The organism is Cupriavidus pauculus (assembly GCF_022179805.1).
Lineage (GTDB): Bacteria > Pseudomonadota > Gammaproteobacteria > Burkholderiales > Burkholderiaceae > Cupriavidus > Cupriavidus pauculus_E.
Genome location: NZ_BPUO01000003.1, coordinates 293,257 through 309,812 on the forward strand (window position 1 = coordinate 293,257; position 16,556 = coordinate 309,812).

Below are 16,556 nucleotides of genomic sequence, written 5' to 3' on the forward strand. Positions count from 1 at the left end.
TTCATATTCCCCACGAAGCGACACAATAAGCAACCAGACGTGCATATTGGAGACAAGCGAATGACCCAGTTTTCGGAAAAAGTGGCGTTGGTGACCGGCGGCGCCAGCGGCATCGGTGCGGCAACCGCGCGATTGCTCGCACAGCGTGGCGCAACGGTTTTCATCGGCGACCTGCCGGGCGGCAACGGCGAGGCAATCGCCACCGAGGTTGGCGGTACGTTCCTGGCATTGAACGTCACCAGTGAAGCCGACTGGTCTCACGCCGTCCAGACCATTCTTGACCGGCAGGAACGCCTTGACGTGCTGGTCAATGCAGCCGGGATCGTCGGCGACGTCGTGAACGGAACGATTGCCAACACCACGCTGGCCGAATTCCGCCGGGTGATGTCGGTCAACCTGGACGGCACCTTCCTGGGTTGCAAGGAAGCTCTGGCGGCAATGCAGAAGCACGGCATCGGCGCCATCATCAACCTGGCTTCCGTGGGCGCGTACTACCCCACGACCCAGAGCGTGGCCTATGGCGCCAGCAAGGGCGCGGTGACCCAGCTCACCAAGACCGTGGCGCTGACAGGCGCCGAGAACGGCAACCGCATCCGCTGCAACTCGGTCCATCCGGGCAAGACGGCCACGCCGATGCTGGAAACGATCTTCGACCAGTATCGGCAACGGCAGGCTGCCGGCGGCACCGACCCGCGCCCCACTGGGCGGCGCATTCCGCTGGGCGATGAAGGCACGGCAGCCGACGTGGCACACCTGATCACCTTCCTGGCCTCGGACGAGGCTGGGTACATCACAGGCGGCGAATTCACCGTCGATGGCGGCTGGCGCCTGCTGCGCTGACACCCAGAGACAGATAGATCCCCTGGATTCGGCGGCGCAGGACGGCGCTGCCGACCACTTCCCCCCAAAAATCCGATGATGGAGAATCACAATGTCTGAAGCACTGAATGCCGCACGCGTCAAAACCGTGCGCGACCACATGGCCCTGGAATGCACCCATGAGTGGGATGCCGTGATCGATACGTTCCAGCACCCGCGCTACGAGATGCATGCCACCGGCGCGGTGTTCGATGGCGAAGAAGAGGTGCGCGGCTACTTCGACGCATCGCGCGAGAGCTTCCCGGACCTGGCGAACGAAATCATCGCCATCGCGGCCGCCGACGACACCGTGCTGGTCGAGTTCTGGCTCTCTGGCACGCACCTGGGCAACCTGAAGGCGAACGGCAAGATTTTCCCGCCGACCGGCCGCAAGTTCCGCGTGCGCATGGCAGCAACGTTCGAGTTCGCCAAGGATTCGGACAAGATCATCTGCGAGCGCCCGTACTCTGCCACGGATGCCAAGCTTCGCGCGCTGGGCTTGGTCTGACTGCCTGAGCGAAGACCTTTCGGGGAGAGCAAAAGGGCTTTCTGATCGCATTCATCGGCGTGGTGCGAGCGTCGACTGATGGCGGCGGACTGGCGGCAACCTGTCGGTGCAAGCTGTGGTAGAAACAGCCGGTGACCGCCTGCGCCACATGAACCAGGAAGCCCGATGCCCGCCCCTTTCACCTACCCGATCAACCCCGGCCGTATCCTCTTCGGACCGGGCAAGCTCGCCGACGTCGCCGACGAAATCAGGCACCTCGGCGCCACGCGCGCGCTGGTGCTGTCGACCCCGTCCCAACGCGCAAAAGCCCTCGCACTCGCAGAACAGCTCGGACCGCTCGCGGCCGGCGTGTTCTCCGAGGCAACCATGCACACGCCCGTCGACGTCACCTCGCGCGCGATGGTCGCCTATGACGCCGCGCGTGCCGACTGCGTCGTGGCGCTCGGCGGCGGCTCCACCATCGGCCTCGGCAAGGCAATCGCCTGGCGCAACGACGCGCCGCAGATCGTCATCCCCACCACCTATGCCGGCTCCGAAGTCACGCCGATCCTGGGCCAGACCGAAAACGGATTGAAGACAACGGTCCGCGACGCGAAGATCCTGCCGGAAGTGGTCATCTACGACGCCGACCTGACGCTGGGCCTGCCCGTTGCCACCAGCGTTGCCAGCGGACTGAACGCGATGGCGCATGCCGTCGAGGCGGTCTACGCGCGTGACCGCAATCCGGTGTCGTCGATGCTGGCAGTTGAAGGCGTGCGGGCGCTGCGCGATGCGCTGCCCGTCATCGTCACCGATCCGCGCAACGCCGACGCGCGCGGCGAAGCGCTCTACGGATCGTGGCTGTGCGGCACGGTGCTGGGCACGGTTGGCATGTCGCTGCATCACAAGCTGTGCCACACGCTTGGTGGCACATTCAATCTGCAGCACGCCGAAACCCACGCCATCGTGCTGCCCCACGCGGCCGCCTACAACGCCTCGGCCGCCGCCGACGCCCTGCGTCCGCTTGCCGATCTGTTCGGCGGCGGCATCGGCCCCGGCCTGTATGACTTCGCCCGCTCGCTCGGCGCGCCCGTGGCGCTGCGCGATCTCGGCCTGAAGGAAGACCAGCTCGATCTTGCCGCCGACCTCGCCGCGAAGAACCCTTACTGGAATCCACGTCCGGTCGAGCGCGACGCGATTCGCGCACTGCTGGAACGCGCCTGGCAAGGCTCGCGCCCCACCCCCTGAGCCGGCCCCTGCGGCCCCCAAAATCAAAAGGAAGCGCGCATGACCACCTATTTCTCCGAGGCTGACTCCGCGCAGACGGTCAATGCCCGCATGAACGAATCGGCCAACCCGCGCCTGCGCGAGGTGATGACCAGCCTGGTCGAACACCTGCACGCCTTTGCGCGGGAAGTCCAACTGACCCAGCACGAGTGGGAACTCGCCATCGACTTCCTGACCCGGACCGGCCAGCTATGCTCGCGCGAGCGCCAGGAATTCATCCTGCTGAGCGATGCGCTCGGCTTCTCGATGCTGGTCGACGCGATCAATAACCGTCGACCGCCGGGCGCCACCGAGAACACCGTCTTCGGTCCGTTCCACGTGGCCAACGCGCCCGAGCGCCAGATGGGCGACTGCATTTCGCTCGACAGCAAGGGCGAGCGCTGCATCTTCGAGGGCAGGGTGCTCGACCCGCAGGGGCAGCCGGTTGCCGGTGCGCGCATCGACGTCTGGTCCGACAACGCCGACGGCTTCTACGACGTCCAGCAGCCCGGTATCCAGCCGCAATGGAACAACCGCGGCATTTTCACCACCGGCGCCGACGGCCGCTACCGCTTCATAGGCGTCAAGCCGGTGTCGTACCCGATCCCGCACGATGGTCCGGTCGGCCAGATGCTGGGCCATCTGGGGCGCCATCCCTACCGCCCCGCGCACATGCATTTCCTGGTCAGCGCGCCGGGCTTCGAGACCGTGGTGACGCACACCTTCGTCGGCGACGACCCGTATCTGGCATCGGATGCAGTGTTTGGCGTCAAGGAGACGCTGGTGGCGCCGTTCGAGCGGATCGACGACGGCGAGACGGTGTGGCGGTCGCACTTTGACTTTCTGCTGACGCCGGCTGGCTGATGGCCCATCCCAACGACCGCGGATGGACAAGCATCACAGCCTGCTGATGACGGGTATCGGCCGTGGATGCATGTCGTCCGACCTGGTGGCCCTGCTAGAATTAGGGAAAACCCTGTAAGGGGAATTACCTACCCCGTGCAGCACTTACCCATCGTCTACCTCAGCAGGCCACCGCACCATGACCCAACTCTCCTACGTCCCGCACGCCGCCACGCTTGCCAGCCAACCCTCGCGGCAATCCGACAAGCCGGCGTCCGGCTGGTGGGCCAACTACTGGGCGGGCGGCTGGGATCTCTACCGCCACAATGCAGAGGCGATTGCCCAGGCATTCATGCCGCCTGCCGAGGCGCGTTGATCGTTTGAACGCTGTTTCACGCTGGCGGCAGGTCTTTCCGAGGCACGCTAGCCGCGTGGGGCGTCAGTCCGGCATGCCGCCTTGCGCGGCATGCCGGCAACTACAAGAACGCGCGCTTCAAGCACGCATCAGAACAGCGCCTCCGAGATGTCGATCGACTCGCGCGGGAAGATGTTCTGCCACACCCCGTTCTTCTTCTCGGCGGTCAGCGGCAAGGCGCCCTGCCAGGCCTGCGTCAGCGGCGCGCCGTCATACCCTGCGCGCAGCTTGTCGATGGCTTCGCCATACTGCGCCGTCGTCCAGTTGCCCTTCGACGCGCGCTGCAGGAAGGCGGCGATCTTCTCGGGCGGATTCACCACCTTGCATTCGAACGCAACGCTGACGGCCAGCATGTTCTTGGGCACGTCCTGCGTGATCGGTTCGGCCTTGCCTACCGTGCAGACCGAACGCTTCTGCGCGTCGCGCACGCTCTGCATCAGCTTTTCCACCGTCGGCTGGATCGCGGCCTTGTCCTTGTCCGAGAGCTTGACCTGTTCCAGCATCACCGGCGCCAGATCCTTCGCATAGTCCTTGTCGGCCTGCACCGTATCCGCGATGTTGATGAAATCCCCTGCGGCCTTGTTGGCCTTGCGGACAGGACGCGTGTAGTCGTTCAGAGACTGCATGGCGGCCGGGTCGGAGAGAACCAGGGTACGGAGGAACAAGTCCGTAACCGCCTCGGGCGAAGCCTTGGGCGCGGCGTGGGCGGAGCCTGCCATGGCCAGCGCGGCCAGTGCCAGGGAGCGGAGGGTGTTCGCTTTCATTGCTGCTTTCCTGATGTGATGGCGTCCCGTGGACGTCTTTGCTACGCGGACGAAGAGAGATCGTCCCGACAGGGCGCCACGCCAGGGTTAGCGAATGACGCACCATGTGTGTGCATCATAGTTATCTTATAGAGCGGCGTCTACAATGCAATATGGCTAAAACGCCATATTTATCAGCGTTGTTTCTAGCTTCGATTCTGGAAATTTCCGCTTAGGCTGTGCCGCTCTTTCAGGCTCAGCGCCCGCTCGCATCTCTCTCATGTCATTCAAGCCGTTCGCCTTTCCCTCGGTGTCCCTTCTTGCCACCACGCTCGCCCTGACCACCTGCGTGAGTGTCCCCTCGCTGGCGCAGGCGAGTCCGCCTGCGGCCGCCGCCGCTTCATTGGAATACGTGCCGGCTGCGAAGGATTTTGTTGGCAAGTGGAAGATCTACGGCGCCACGGTGCGCCCGCCGGCGGACGTGGGCGCCGCCGCCACGCCCGAACAGACCAGCGCCGCACGCCAGGGCCAGCAGCGGCTGCTGGGTTTCTATCGGGCATTCGATTACCTGGAAATCAGTGCTGACGGCCGCTTCAACTTTCACCAGCCTGGCGACCAGGCAGGAGACCACTGCATGTGGTGCGGCAAATGGACGTTCCATGACGATTCGCTGTGGCTCGATCTGGAGAGCGCACCGCGACTCGACATCTACGCCAAGGGCGGCAAGATGCAGATGACCTACACGTCGGAAGTCGGCGAAGCCTCGCTGTTCCGCTGGCAGGTGGTGGGCTGGGAGCCGGTGCGGAAGTAACTGTCGGGCGATGCCGAAGACGTGACGGTTAGCCCACCGTCAGATACCTCTTGACCTCCGGATAATGCTCGATGGGTATTATCCGGAGGTCTTTTCATTAGTGGATTTGTCTGAATCAAATCGTCGCTTTGGATAATGCAACTTGTCATTATCAAGCTGACCATTACAGTGTAGGGGTGCGAACCGCGTAAACGCGAAACATGCCAGCCCCCCTTCCAGTTTGAGACGATGATTCATTATCCACTGTCTAAAAACCACCCCACAATCAATGACCTTTTGCAGCCCGGATATGCCGGCGCATTTGTGAAGGAAGGTTTCGGGGCATTACCATTTTCTCCCACGTGTGAATCGAGAACACTGGCCGGACTGACGTTGGCCGTCAAGGATGTTTTCAATGTTCGGGGGCTGCGCACTGGCGCTGGCAACCCCGAATGGCAGAAGGGGCAATCGGAATCGACTTACACCGCCGACGCAGTCGATGCGCTGCTACGAGCTGGCGCGACATGGCTCGGGAAAACCGTGACGGATGAACTCGCATTCAGTTTGGCCGGCAACAATATCCACTATGGAACTCCAACGAATCCGGCATCTCCGATGCGGATCCCCGGTGGGTCGTCCTCGGGCTCCGCGGTAGCCGTGGCGGGGGGATATGCGGACATTGGGCTGGCGACCGATTGCGGAGGCTCGGCAAGGCTTCCGGGCAGCTATTGCGGCGTGTGGGGAATCCGCCCATCGCACGGGTTGATTGGCGGGGTATCGGGATTTCCTCTCGCGCCGAGCTTCGACACGGTCGGCTGGTTTTCCCGTACGGGCGATGTCATGGCGCAAGTGCTGGAGATTCTGGCCCCGCACGCCTGTGAGCCTCGGGATTTCAAATGGGCGGCATCGTACGACGCGCTCGAAGTGTGTGAGCCCAGGGTAGGAACGGCATATCGAATGCTCGTCGACCGGCTCACGACGACGGATGTGACGTGGTGTGCCAAAGGCTCGCTTCCTGTACAGGATTGGGCGGTCGCTAACCGGCTGTTGCAGGGCGCGGAAGTCTGGTCACAGCATGGCGAATGGGTCAAAGCCAATGGCGACGCGCTTGCGCCCGTCATTCGCGACCGCTTCATTTCGACTTCGAAAATCGAGACGCATCAGCTGCTCGCGGCAGAAGCGGTCCGGAAGGGTGCTTGCGAAATGCTGCAGTCGCTCTTCGAGAATCACGGCGTGCTCATCGTGCCGACGGCGCCGGGCATTGCCCCCTTGCTCACCTCCACCAACGAAGCCTTCACTGCCGCGCGGGAACGCTCCCACATGCTGCTGGCGCCAGCGGGGCTGGCGGGCCTGCCACAGATCACCCTGCCCTGGCTCACGCTGGATGGAGCCCCGGTCGGCATCTCGGTACTTGGCCCGCGCGGCCATGACCGCAGCGTCATGGCCGCAGCGAGAAAGCTCGAAGCAATCATTTCGACTGACTGACAACGGATTGACCATGTCCCCAAAAGAAACAGTTCCGGATGCAGCGGATCCGATAGCTTCGGTGAAGTACGAGGCAGATTTCAGGAAGCGGCTGGTAGAGACGGATGAATACCGCATGACCGAATTTCGGGTGAGTCCCGGTCAGCAGAGTCCGTGGCACTTTCATACGACAACCTCCGACATCTTTTACGTATTGGCGGGCCACCTGAACGTGCTGTTGGCCGACCCAAACGAGGTCGTGCATCTCGGCGCCGGGCAGAGCCTTCAAATACCTTGCGGGCGGGTTCACAAATTCGAGGCCGGTGAAACCGAAGGTGCGAGCTACCTGCTCATTCAAGGCGTCGGCCAACCTGACTTTGTCGTGGTTGATACGGAAAGCAAGAGGCAAGCATGAAAATCAATCTGTCCGCCATTTACGGTGCATTGCTCGTTGCCGTATCGGCATTCTCGCCGGCGCATGCCGATTCGTTTCCCGGCAAGCCGGTCCGGATCATCGTCCCTTATCCAGCCGGCGGTTCGGCAGACATGCTGGCACGATTGATTGCACCAAAGCTCACGGCGAAGTGGGGTGTACCGGTTGTGATTGAAAACAAGCCGGGCGGGTCCACGACGATCGGCGTGAACACGATCGCCCGGGCCGCACCCGATGGTCTGACCTTCGGCGTCGTGGCAAACGTGTTCACCGTCAACGCGAGCCTGATGCCGAAATTGCCGTACGACACGGCCCAAGACTTGACGCCGGTCGCGCAGCTATCGTTCGCGCCAAATATCCTCGTTGCCTATCCGCAGGGAAAGATCCACTCCATGGCCGACCTTCTGCGCATCGCCAAAAAGGGGGCGGGTTCGGTCACGTCAGGATCGATCGGCAACGGGACGGCATCCCATCTGGCGCTGGAGAAAATGAAGTCCCTGGCGGGCATCGATGTGCAGCACATCCCTTTCCAGGGGTCGGCGCCCGGCATTACGGCGGTCATGGGCGGGCACACGGACTTGATGATGTCGAATCTGCCCGATGTCCTGCAATACATCAAGGCAGGCAAGCTTCTGGCGCTGAGCGTAGGGAGTGCGACGCGAGTGCCTGAGCTTCCCAACGTCCCCACATTCATCGAATCGGGATTCCCTGGTTTCACGTCGGGTGCTTGGTATGGAACGATCGTTCCAGTGGGGACGCCCAAGGCTATTGTTGCCAGGCTGAGTACCGACCTTACCAGTGTGGTGAAGGACCCGGAGGTTCAGGAGAAGATCAAGGGTCTCGGCCTGCAACCCGTCGTCTCTACACAAGCTGATTTCGCGAAGCTCGTTCAAGCGCAAATCAAGGACAACGGCGACATCGTGCGGCGCGCAGGAATAAAGCCAGACTGAAGAGAGTTTGCGACGGGTCCGCGTGCTTGATAAGCTGAACCTACTGCACCTGCAATAGCGAGTTGGCAAGCATGATGAACTACAGCCTCACGGACCTGAAGCTTTTCCTTGCGGTCGCGGAAGAAGGAAGCGTGTCGCGCGGCGCCAATCGCTGCCACCTGTCGGCACCATCGGCGAGCCTGAGAATCAAGGACCTGGAAGAAAAACTGGGGCTGGCCCTCTTTGTGAGAGGGGCCCGCGGCGTGTCTCTCACCGTTGCGGGCACCGTCATGCTCGAGCACGTTCGGCGCTGCATGGCTGGGCTTGAGCAGATGAACTCGGACCTCTTGCCATACGCCCAGGGCCTCACGACCCACCTGACCTTCTTCGCGAATAACAACGCGATCAACTCCTTTCTTCCCAAGGATCTCTCGCGATTTTTCGCCGCGTATCCCACGGTTCGGATCACGCTGGAGGAAAGAATGGGACATGAGATCGTCGCCGCGGTTTCCATGGGGCGCGCGGATATCGGCGTAGTCGCGATCGAGATCGATCATGCGGAACTCGACTTCATTCCTTATCAGGAAGACAAGTTTGTACTAATCGTGCCGGCATCGCACCGGTTTGCGGCGCGACAGTCAATCCGCTACTTCGAGTGTCTGTCGGAGACCTGGATTTGCCTGCAGAGCGGGTCGGCCGTGCACACATATCTGGTCAACAAGGCGACGGAGTTGGGGGGACGCCTGGACATCAGAGTGCAGGTTGCAGGGTTCGACGGTGTGACCCAGCTCGTTTCGTCTGGAGCAGGCGTCGCCATCGTTCCCATGTCGATCCTTCCCGATGTGCGCTCTAACAGCATCGCTATTCTGGATCTGGACGAGCCCTGGGCGCTGCGCCATCACAGGGTGTGTCTGAGGAAGGGAGCCATGGCGTCGAATACGCAGCTCAGGAATCTCGTCAGCATCTTATGTGAGCGTTGAGAGCCAGCGGTTTGGCGAGCCGAGTGATAACCACTAGCGAACACGATAACGGAAAGAATCTTCCCGGGATATTTTCGTTATGACATTCTCAGGCCACGAAATCTATCAAGCAATGAAGTCATGGACGTGGCCAAGAAATCTGTTGTTCTGATTCAAGCTGGATCGCCCCCTGCTGAAATTTTTGACGCGCTAGGCGACTACCCTTCATGGTTTTGCAACACGTTAGGCCTGCCGATCGACCAAGTCGAGATCGTCCGGGTCTTCCATGGCGAAAAGTTGCCGCCCGTCGACCCTCTTCGCGTTGCGATTATCACCGGCTCGTTCGCCATGGTGACAGACCGCCTGCCCTGGAGCGAAGCAACCGCACAGTGGATTCGCGATGCCATGGCAGTCGAGATGCCGCTGTTTGGCGTCTGCTACGGCCATCAGCTCATGGCGCACGCGTTGGGTGGCCGTGTGGGCTACCACCCCGACGGTGCGGAAATCGGCTGTCACGACATCCGACTGCTCGCTGGGGCAACGGACGACCCATTGCTCATGCATATGCCCATGCGGTTCGCGGCGCATCTGACGCACATGCAGACCGTCATCGAACCGCCACCTGGCGTCAAGGTGCTTGCCGCTTCCGATCACGACCCGCACCAGATCATCCGGTATGGCCCGAACGCCATCTCTGCGCAGTTTCATCCAGAGTTCACGACGGATGTTTGTGCGGCCATCGTTCGCTTTCATGCCGAGACGCTGCGTGAGGAGGGCAAGGACCCCGACGTCTTGCTGAAGCAGATCAGTGCAACGCCCGATGCAACGGCAGTCTTGCCCCGGTTCGTCGCGCAAGCGCTATGACGCTGCAGCAGCTTCGGGACTTCATGGCTATCGTCAATCACGGCGGCGTACGGGCTGCCGCGCGTGAGCTTGACGTATCCCAGGCCGGCCTCACGAAAAGCGTTGCCCGACTGGAGGAAGCCACGCAAGCCGAGTTATTTCTGCGGACATCCCGCGGCGTCACGCTCACTGCTGTTGGGGATCAGCTTTTCCAGCATGCCATCTCCATCATCCGGGAATGCGATCGCGCGGAGTCGCATCTGAGGCAGCTAAGGGGAGATACGTCAGGGAAGGTCGAACTGGGGCTGTCACCGGTAGCCTCACTCAATCTCTTGCCGACAGTTACCGCCGAGTTTCGCCGCCAGTTTCCGCTGGGGCAGATCAGTGTCACGCATGGCATGTCCCACTCGCTGATCCCCTTGGTCAGATCGGGGCGACTGGAAATTGCCGTGTCCTCGCTTCCAGATGCGTTCGACACCACCGGACTGGTCACGATACCGCTGTTTCCTACTGAACCTGTCGTTGTCGGCCGAAAGGGCCATCCGCTTGCGCAAAGCCGCGCGGTGAAGGACTTGCTGGATTGCCATTGGGTGGAGACCGGGATGACCGATCGGTTTGGCGCGCCTGGCAGCAGCGTCGGTGCGATGTTCCACGAGGCGGGCTATGGAAAGCCGCAGATTGCCGTCGTTTGCGACTCCTTGTCCGACACCATCCTGCTGCTTTCTCGCAGCGATCTCCTGTCCGTACTACCGGTCGCCATCTTTACCGAACAATTCATGCAATCGGAACTCGTTGTCTTTCCGATCGCGACCCCGCTGAAGACATTCCCAACCGCTGTCATCCATCGGGCGACGCCGCCCCTCTCGCCACTCGCTGCGTCATTGACTTCCATGCTGGTGTCATACGCAAAGATCCGAACAAAACTCGTGGGTAGATTTAACAGGATTTAAGTCATGCATGCTACGTCCCGGTTGTTAGTCATTTGTCTGTTCATCATGTCGGCGGCGATGGGATTTCATCCCGCGAATGCCGCCGAAGCGCCGCTCAGGGTCATCGTGCCGTATCCTGCTGGCGGCAGCGGCGACGCGGTCGCGCGCATGCTGACCGATGGCTTGCGAGAACAGCTCGGTCGCACAGTGATCATCGAAAACAAGCCCGGAGCTAATGGGCGTATTGCGCTGTTGACGCTCAAGAATGCGCCCGCCGACGGTTCCACTATCGTGCTGGCGTTCAGTGGCGTGCTGGTCAACGCGATCATCTTCCAGAATGCCAAGGGTATGGATTTCAAGACTGATTTCATAGGCCTTGCGCAAGTCGGAAGCATGCCGGCGGCGCTGGCCGTCCCCTACGCTCACAAAGCGAGCAGCATTGCGGAGTTCGTGCGTATCCGCAGACTGGAGGGCGACTTCCCGTATGGCATGCAGGGTTCAGGATCGGTCTCGCACCTGGCGGGACTACGGTTTGCAGCAGCGGCCAAGCTGAACGCCAATCCTATTGGCTATCAAGGAGGCGCACCGATGGCCAATGACCTGATGGGCAATCAACTGGATGCTGGCATTGATACGGCGGGCGACTTCGTCGAACGCCACAAGGCCAAGAAACTGAAGGTCCTGGGTGTCTTCGGCTACAAACGATTCCCGCTGCTTCCCGACGTACCGACCATGGCTGAACAGGGGTTTCCGAACGTCGAGGCCGAGATCTGGCTCGGCTTCATCGGTAGCAGCAAGCTTGCCGATGCGTGGACCAACAAGTTTCAGGCCGCGCTGAAGAAGACCATGGAAAAGCCAGAAACCAAAGAGAAGATCGCGAAACTGGTGAACGTCGAATACAAGTCGCGAGAGGATTTCTCGAAGGTCATGGCAAAGGACTTCGAGGTATGGACGCCGCTCTTGAGTGGGTTCGGATTGATCAACAAGTAGGCTGGCCTGGAGCAAGGAGTAGTACGCGCCTTATCAGCAGTGGAAGTGCGCCGGCGACTTGATATCTGCTGGACGTATGGATGCGCGATGGTCTCCTGAGACCATTCCATGGAGGTACGCAGCATGGCCTACTCCTAGGGGACATCGCGATAGGAAATCCGACCGGAAGGCAGGAAGAATAGCGCGATCACGGCACCACCCTTGGCCTCCGGATAGTGATGGCTGCCCGGGGCCGGCGCAGTCCACCCTCCTGTACACCAGCCATTTGGCCCGTTCAGCGCCGCACCTGGATCAAGGGGGACGACCATGTTGAACTCGCCGTAAGGATGCCCGTGGTACTGCCCTCGGAAGCGACGGTCGGGATGCCCTTGCTGGTTGCCGGTGCTGTCCATATAGACAGCGGTAATGCTGAAATGAAGCGTACGCCCCGAGGGCTCCGCGATGCGGCTACGGCGGTAGCTTGCGCCCTCGATGCCGACATTGGCAGCCCAGCCATCCTCGACGCCTTTCCTGATCAAGGCTGCCAGCGTCTCGTATAGCTCGCTGCCAAGCCCGTACTTCGTGTTCAGCCACTGCTCTACCGCAGTACTCGTGGTGAGATCCTTCACTTCCTCCAGAAAGGGAATGCAGCGCTCGATCAGCGCTTCGCGATCCAAGTTGATGCTTTCGACCGTCATGATGTGGGTTCCTCTCGACATGTTGGCCACCATCTTGCGCCGCCCGCGAATTGAATGGAATTGATATCTATGCAATTGCATAATGAACACCATGCAATGGCAGGAAAACGATCATGAGCATCGGAAAGACAGACCTCAACCTCTTGAAGGTGTTCGAAGCGGTATATGAAGAGCGGAATCTGATTCTGGCCGGCAAGCGGCTGCACCTGACCCAGTCGGCAGTCAGCCACGCGCTCCGGAGACTGCGCGAACTGGTGGGCGATGAATTGTTCATCCGTATGGGCAAGGGCATGGTGCCGACGGCGCGCGCCGCGGCGATGGCGCCAACGCTGCTGGATTCGTTGCGGCGTATCGAAGCTGCCCTGGGTGTTGAGCCATTTTCGCCGGAGCATTCCACGCGGAAATTCGTGATCGCTGCGAACGATCACGTCACCGAAGTGATTGTGGCGCCGCTGTCGCACGCCTTGCAGCAGGTCGCCCCCGGCGTCGATCTGGTGATCCGCCCGTCCACACGGCTGGATCTTGCCGAGCAGATCGACCTGGGTCGCATCGATATTGCGATCGGGATCTTCTCGCAGGTGCCCTCGCGCTTTAATGCACAGGCACTGATGTCGCAGGGCGAGTCCATCCTGATGTGCAAGGGCCATCCTGCCGCACGTCGCAAGCTCAGACTCAAGGACCTGACGCAGTACCCGCTTGTGACCTTGTCCGTAGGTGGACAGGAGGAAGGTGCGGTAGGCGGATTTATCGTCGAGCGCGGACTTGCACGCCAATCGGAGATGTTCGATCGGCGTGCGTTAGAAGAGGCGCTTCTGGAATTCAAGACGCCGCCGCGCCTGCGTGTCACAATCCCGCACTCTCTCGCCATTCCCGCATTGCTGCGGGGCACCGACATGTTGTCGATCGTGCCCGCATCCCTGGCCATGGCGCTTGCAGATCGCGGTGGCCTGGCTCGCCGTGATCCGCCGTATCAGGCAACACCCGCGATCATGCAAGCGGTCTGGCATGGCCGCGACGATGACGACGTCGGTCACGCTTGGCTGCGCGAGATGATTGCGAGCACGGCCCGCGCCGCCGAGAAAGCGCTCAAGTGACGAAAGTGCCTTGCAATGGCCAGTCGGCCAGATCAGGGACCCGTCCGGTATCATCATCCGGACGCCTCGGCGCGGTTGCATCCTTGAGTCATGGATGAAGCGCCAGCAAAGAGGGGGCCTTCATTGCATGGACAGCGCTCTACCACCCGAAATTTCAGTTAGTGCAAAGCGAGGAGAACCGCTACGTTCTCCGTTACCATGCTCAGCGACTACATCCGCCGTTGGCACCTCGTGCCAGATGCCGAACCCATCCTGACTGCGAGCAGTTGCCTTCTTGCGTCGACATACCGTGGACAGCCCGCAATGTTGAAGGTCGCCATGTGCGACGAGGAGCGACGCGGCAATACTGTCATGGCGTGGTGGGATGGAGATGGGGCAGCACGGGTACTCGCTCGTTGTGACGACGCCGTCCTGCTCGAACGTGCATGCCCGGGGCGTTCACTTGCCGACCTGTCACGGACCGGACGGGATGACGATGCCGTGCGAATCGCATGTGAGGTGCTCGCCGTATTGCATTCACATGGTGCTATGCAACGGCCGCCTCTAGTGCCTCTTGGTACGTGGTTCGAGTCGTTGACGGCCGGTTCGTGGCCAGACAATAACCTTCTCCGTTCGTCCGCCGCTGTTGCGAAGGCGCTGCTCTCGGAGCCGCCCAGGGATGAGGTGGTTCTTCATGGCGATGTACACCATGGCAACATCCTTCAATTCGGCGAACGAGGCTGGCTCGCCATCGATCCGAAAGGCCTTCTCGGTGACCGTGCATTTGACTACGCGAATCTCCTGTGCAACCCGTCGCATGAGATTGCAGTAGAGCGGTTCGAGCATCGAGTCTCAATCCTTGCGGCCGATGCGGGAATTGAGCGAGACCGGCTGCTGCAGTGGACGCTGGCCTGGTCTGGCTTGTCGACGCTATGGATGATGGAGGACGGCCTGTCACCTGAAACGCCACTAGGTATCGCTGAACTGGCGGCAAAAGAGCTTCAGCTCTTGTAGCACCTGCTACCTCGGTGAACTGCGGACGTTACAAAGGCTGCGCAGTGCCTAAAGCCCCAAAAAGGGGCTTCTTTCCATGATTCAGAGGACCTCAGCGTTGACCGTGAATTGCAAGCCGCCAGCAGGCTTATCAACTCGGCCTAACTAATTCGAGTTGCGAAAGCAGCCTTTCGGGAAGGCAATTTCGCACCGCACAGATCGTTGCCGCGGCGTTCCCGAACAAGGTTGTGTTGAGCTCGAGTTTTGTGCCATCCACGCTAAGAAAATGGTACGAACTTTCCCGGAACGACACGCGTCGTATTTGATCCCATTCGATATGAAAATGATCACAAAGCTTGCCATTGCACAGGACGAACGACTGCTGCACTCCATCGTTGCTCACCACAATGGAGCAGAGCGAATATAGTCGCGCGAGCAGCCACACAAAGACAGCGATGATCGTGCCGCAACAAATTACCGCAACTGGCACGTTCCCATTGGGCAGCCTAGCTTGCCCCCGCACGACCCAAAGCATCAGCGCTATCACGAGCAAACACAGACCGCACATTAGCAGCCTGATCCAGGCGCGCACATGCACTGGAGAGGTTTGGTCTTCACGAGAAGTAATGTTCATTGCGCTACCCTAGCGACTACTTGGTCGGTGGCGCATGCCGAAGGGGGGTGTCATCACAGTGCCACAGCCTAGCGCGTCGCTAAGACCAGCGCGGATACCCAACAACCCCGCTTCTCGCAATCCGTCGATGCGATATCAGCCTTGAGCTGACGCCTGTCGACGCCTTCTACAGTCCGCGAAGCTCGGTCAAGCTCTTTCCCGTCCAGCGCTTGAGCGCGCGGCGGAAATTCGCGGTGTCACTGAAGCCCAGTAACATCGCGATGTCGTCGCCGCTCATTCTGGTCGTCTTCAGGTATTCCGTTGCGAGAGAGCGCCGGACGTCGTCGATGATGGCGACGAATGACGTGCCCTCCGCATCGAGCCGTCGACGCAACGTCCGGCTCGTCATGTTGAATGCGCTAGCAACCGCCTCCATCGACGGAAACTCTCCGGGGCTGCGCATCAGGAACTGGTAGATTTCTCCCGATGCGCCAATCGATGTCTTGGCTTGCCCAATCAGCCGGTCGCAGGTGTCCTGCAGCAGTGCTGCCGTGTGCAGATGTGCGAGCTGGGGCTTGTGATCGAGGATCGAGCTATCGTAGATGAGTTCGCAAGCCTTCTGGTCGAAGGCACAGGGGCAGCACAGGTATTCCTCGTAGATTGCAGCGTAGGGCGGAGCCGGATAGGAGAAATTCGCCTGCACGGGCGGGCAGCTTTCTCCTGCGACATCCTGCAGATGCGTGACGTGCTGTGTGAACTGTTGCTCCAGCAGGAACTGCTGGACTTCACGGGATTGATTCGAGGCGAAGGCATCCGGAAATGTCCACACGCCCCGGTCTGGATATTCCGTCCAGGCGATGGTCAGCGTGGGCGTGGCAAGGCGATGGTATTTGACCCCGAGCCTGAAATAGTCACGCAATGACAGGCACGACATCAGCGCGTACCCATACATCCCGTAGGCGGACAGATGCAGCCGGGAACCCGTCCTGAAAGGGGTCGCGGGATCGGCGGACAAGGCCACCGCATTGCTGCAGACGGCAGCGTACTGACGCACGGAGGTCAGCACCGCGGCATCATAGATCTCGTCCGGCTTGATACCGGACCCCTTCAGGCTGTCGGCGGGGTCGATACCTTGCTCGGCCAGCACCTCGACCAGTGCCGCGATCTTGTACGGCGCGTGCACGCGCTCATTGGGAAGCGAAAGTTTGGACGACACGATGTTGTTCCAGATTGTCCTGCAAAGACTCCCTC

18 protein-coding genes are annotated in these 16,556 nt (G+C 60.8%); 15 read left to right on the forward strand and 3 right to left on the reverse strand.

Going from position 1 to position 16,556, the window contains the following annotated elements:
* Nucleotides 1-60: 60 nt before the first annotated feature.
* The 5 genes from MFF62_RS07555 (at nt 61) to MFF62_RS07575 (ending at nt 3,830) form a co-directional block, all read left to right on the forward strand.
* Entirely contained in the window at nt 61-840 is a 780-nt protein-coding gene (locus MFF62_RS07555) for an SDR family NAD(P)-dependent oxidoreductase (RefSeq protein WP_238261765.1), read from the forward strand.
* Between the two features lie 91 nt (nt 841-931).
* Complete coding sequence (locus tag MFF62_RS07560; RefSeq protein WP_238261767.1) at nt 932-1,366, forward strand: ester cyclase; 435 nt, start codon at nt 932-934, stop codon at nt 1,364-1,366.
* Nucleotides 1,367-1,531: 165 nt separating this feature from the next.
* On the forward strand, nt 1,532-2,593 hold the full coding sequence (locus MFF62_RS07565; protein ID WP_238261769.1) for a maleylacetate reductase: 1,062 nt from the start codon (nt 1,532-1,534) through the stop codon (nt 2,591-2,593).
* Between the two features lie 39 nt (nt 2,594-2,632).
* Nucleotides 2,633-3,475 carry an intradiol ring-cleavage dioxygenase gene (locus MFF62_RS07570; protein ID WP_238261771.1) on the forward strand — a complete coding sequence of 281 codons (843 nt, stop codon included), beginning with the start codon at nt 2,633-2,635 and terminating at the stop codon, nt 3,473-3,475.
* 178 nt (nt 3,476-3,653) lie between these two features.
* Nucleotides 3,654-3,830, forward strand: a complete 177-nt coding sequence (locus MFF62_RS07575) for a hypothetical protein (RefSeq protein ID WP_238261773.1) — start codon at nt 3,654-3,656, stop codon at nt 3,828-3,830.
* A gap of 128 nt (nt 3,831-3,958) precedes the next feature.
* Here the strand turns inward: MFF62_RS07575 and MFF62_RS07580 are convergent, their stop codons facing one another.
* Entirely contained in the window at nt 3,959-4,633 is a 675-nt protein-coding gene (locus MFF62_RS07580) for a hypothetical protein (RefSeq protein ID WP_238261775.1), read from the reverse strand.
* A 259-nt stretch (nt 4,634-4,892) separates the two neighbouring features.
* Between MFF62_RS07580 and MFF62_RS07585 the strand changes: the two genes are divergently transcribed.
* The 8 genes from MFF62_RS07585 (at nt 4,893) to MFF62_RS07620 (ending at nt 11,949) form a co-directional block, all read left to right on the forward strand.
* Complete coding sequence (locus tag MFF62_RS07585) at nt 4,893-5,423, forward strand: hypothetical protein (protein ID WP_238261777.1); 531 nt, start codon at nt 4,893-4,895, stop codon at nt 5,421-5,423.
* Nucleotides 5,424-5,651: 228 nt separating this feature from the next.
* A complete protein-coding gene (locus MFF62_RS07590; RefSeq protein WP_238261779.1) occupies nt 5,652-6,887 on the forward strand; it encodes an amidase in 1,236 nt (411 codons plus the stop codon).
* A gap of 13 nt (nt 6,888-6,900) precedes the next feature.
* Nucleotides 6,901-7,281 (forward strand): cupin domain-containing protein, encoded by a 381-nt coding sequence (locus MFF62_RS07595; RefSeq protein WP_238261781.1) that lies wholly within the window; start codon nt 6,901-6,903, stop codon nt 7,279-7,281.
* Nucleotides 7,278-8,249, forward strand: coding sequence for a Bug family tripartite tricarboxylate transporter substrate binding protein (locus MFF62_RS07600; protein ID WP_238261783.1), 972 nt, complete (start codon nt 7,278-7,280; stop codon nt 8,247-8,249). Before MFF62_RS07595 ends, MFF62_RS07600 begins: the two co-directional genes overlap by 4 nt.
* Before the next feature lie 71 nt (nt 8,250-8,320).
* Entirely contained in the window at nt 8,321-9,208 is an 888-nt protein-coding gene (locus MFF62_RS07605; protein ID WP_238261785.1) for a LysR family transcriptional regulator, read from the forward strand.
* Between the two features lie 120 nt (nt 9,209-9,328).
* Complete coding sequence (locus MFF62_RS07610; RefSeq protein ID WP_238261786.1) at nt 9,329-10,051, forward strand: glutamine amidotransferase; 723 nt, start codon at nt 9,329-9,331, stop codon at nt 10,049-10,051.
* The gene (locus MFF62_RS07615; protein ID WP_238261787.1) at nt 10,048-10,980 is read left to right on the forward strand and encodes a LysR substrate-binding domain-containing protein; all 933 of its coding nucleotides are present in this window, start codon (nt 10,048-10,050) and stop codon (nt 10,978-10,980) included. Before MFF62_RS07610 ends, MFF62_RS07615 begins: the two co-directional genes overlap by 4 nt.
* A gap of 3 nt (nt 10,981-10,983) precedes the next feature.
* Entirely contained in the window at nt 10,984-11,949 is a 966-nt protein-coding gene (locus MFF62_RS07620) for a Bug family tripartite tricarboxylate transporter substrate binding protein (protein WP_238261789.1), read from the forward strand.
* A gap of 134 nt (nt 11,950-12,083) precedes the next feature.
* Here MFF62_RS07620 and MFF62_RS07625 read toward each other — a convergent pair whose 3' ends face one another.
* On the reverse strand, nt 12,084-12,626 hold the full coding sequence (locus MFF62_RS07625) for a 4-hydroxylaminobenzoate lyase (protein ID WP_238261791.1): 543 nt from the start codon (nt 12,624-12,626) through the stop codon (nt 12,084-12,086).
* A 113-nt stretch (nt 12,627-12,739) separates the two neighbouring features.
* Between MFF62_RS07625 and MFF62_RS07630 the strand changes: the two genes are divergently transcribed.
* Both MFF62_RS07630 and MFF62_RS07635 read left to right on the forward strand, forming a co-directional pair.
* The gene (locus MFF62_RS07630; protein ID WP_238261793.1) at nt 12,740-13,720 is read left to right on the forward strand and encodes a LysR family transcriptional regulator; all 981 of its coding nucleotides are present in this window, start codon (nt 12,740-12,742) and stop codon (nt 13,718-13,720) included.
* 198 nt (nt 13,721-13,918) lie between these two features.
* Nucleotides 13,919-14,713 (forward strand): aminoglycoside phosphotransferase family protein, encoded by a 795-nt coding sequence (locus tag MFF62_RS07635; RefSeq protein ID WP_238261795.1) that lies wholly within the window; start codon nt 13,919-13,921, stop codon nt 14,711-14,713.
* A 779-nt stretch (nt 14,714-15,492) separates the two neighbouring features.
* On the opposite strand, the gene MFF62_RS07640 is transcribed toward MFF62_RS07635, so the two are convergent.
* A complete protein-coding gene (locus MFF62_RS07640; protein WP_238261797.1) occupies nt 15,493-16,521 on the reverse strand; it encodes an AraC family transcriptional regulator in 1,029 nt (342 codons plus the stop codon).
* Nucleotides 16,522-16,556 lie beyond the last annotated feature (35 nt).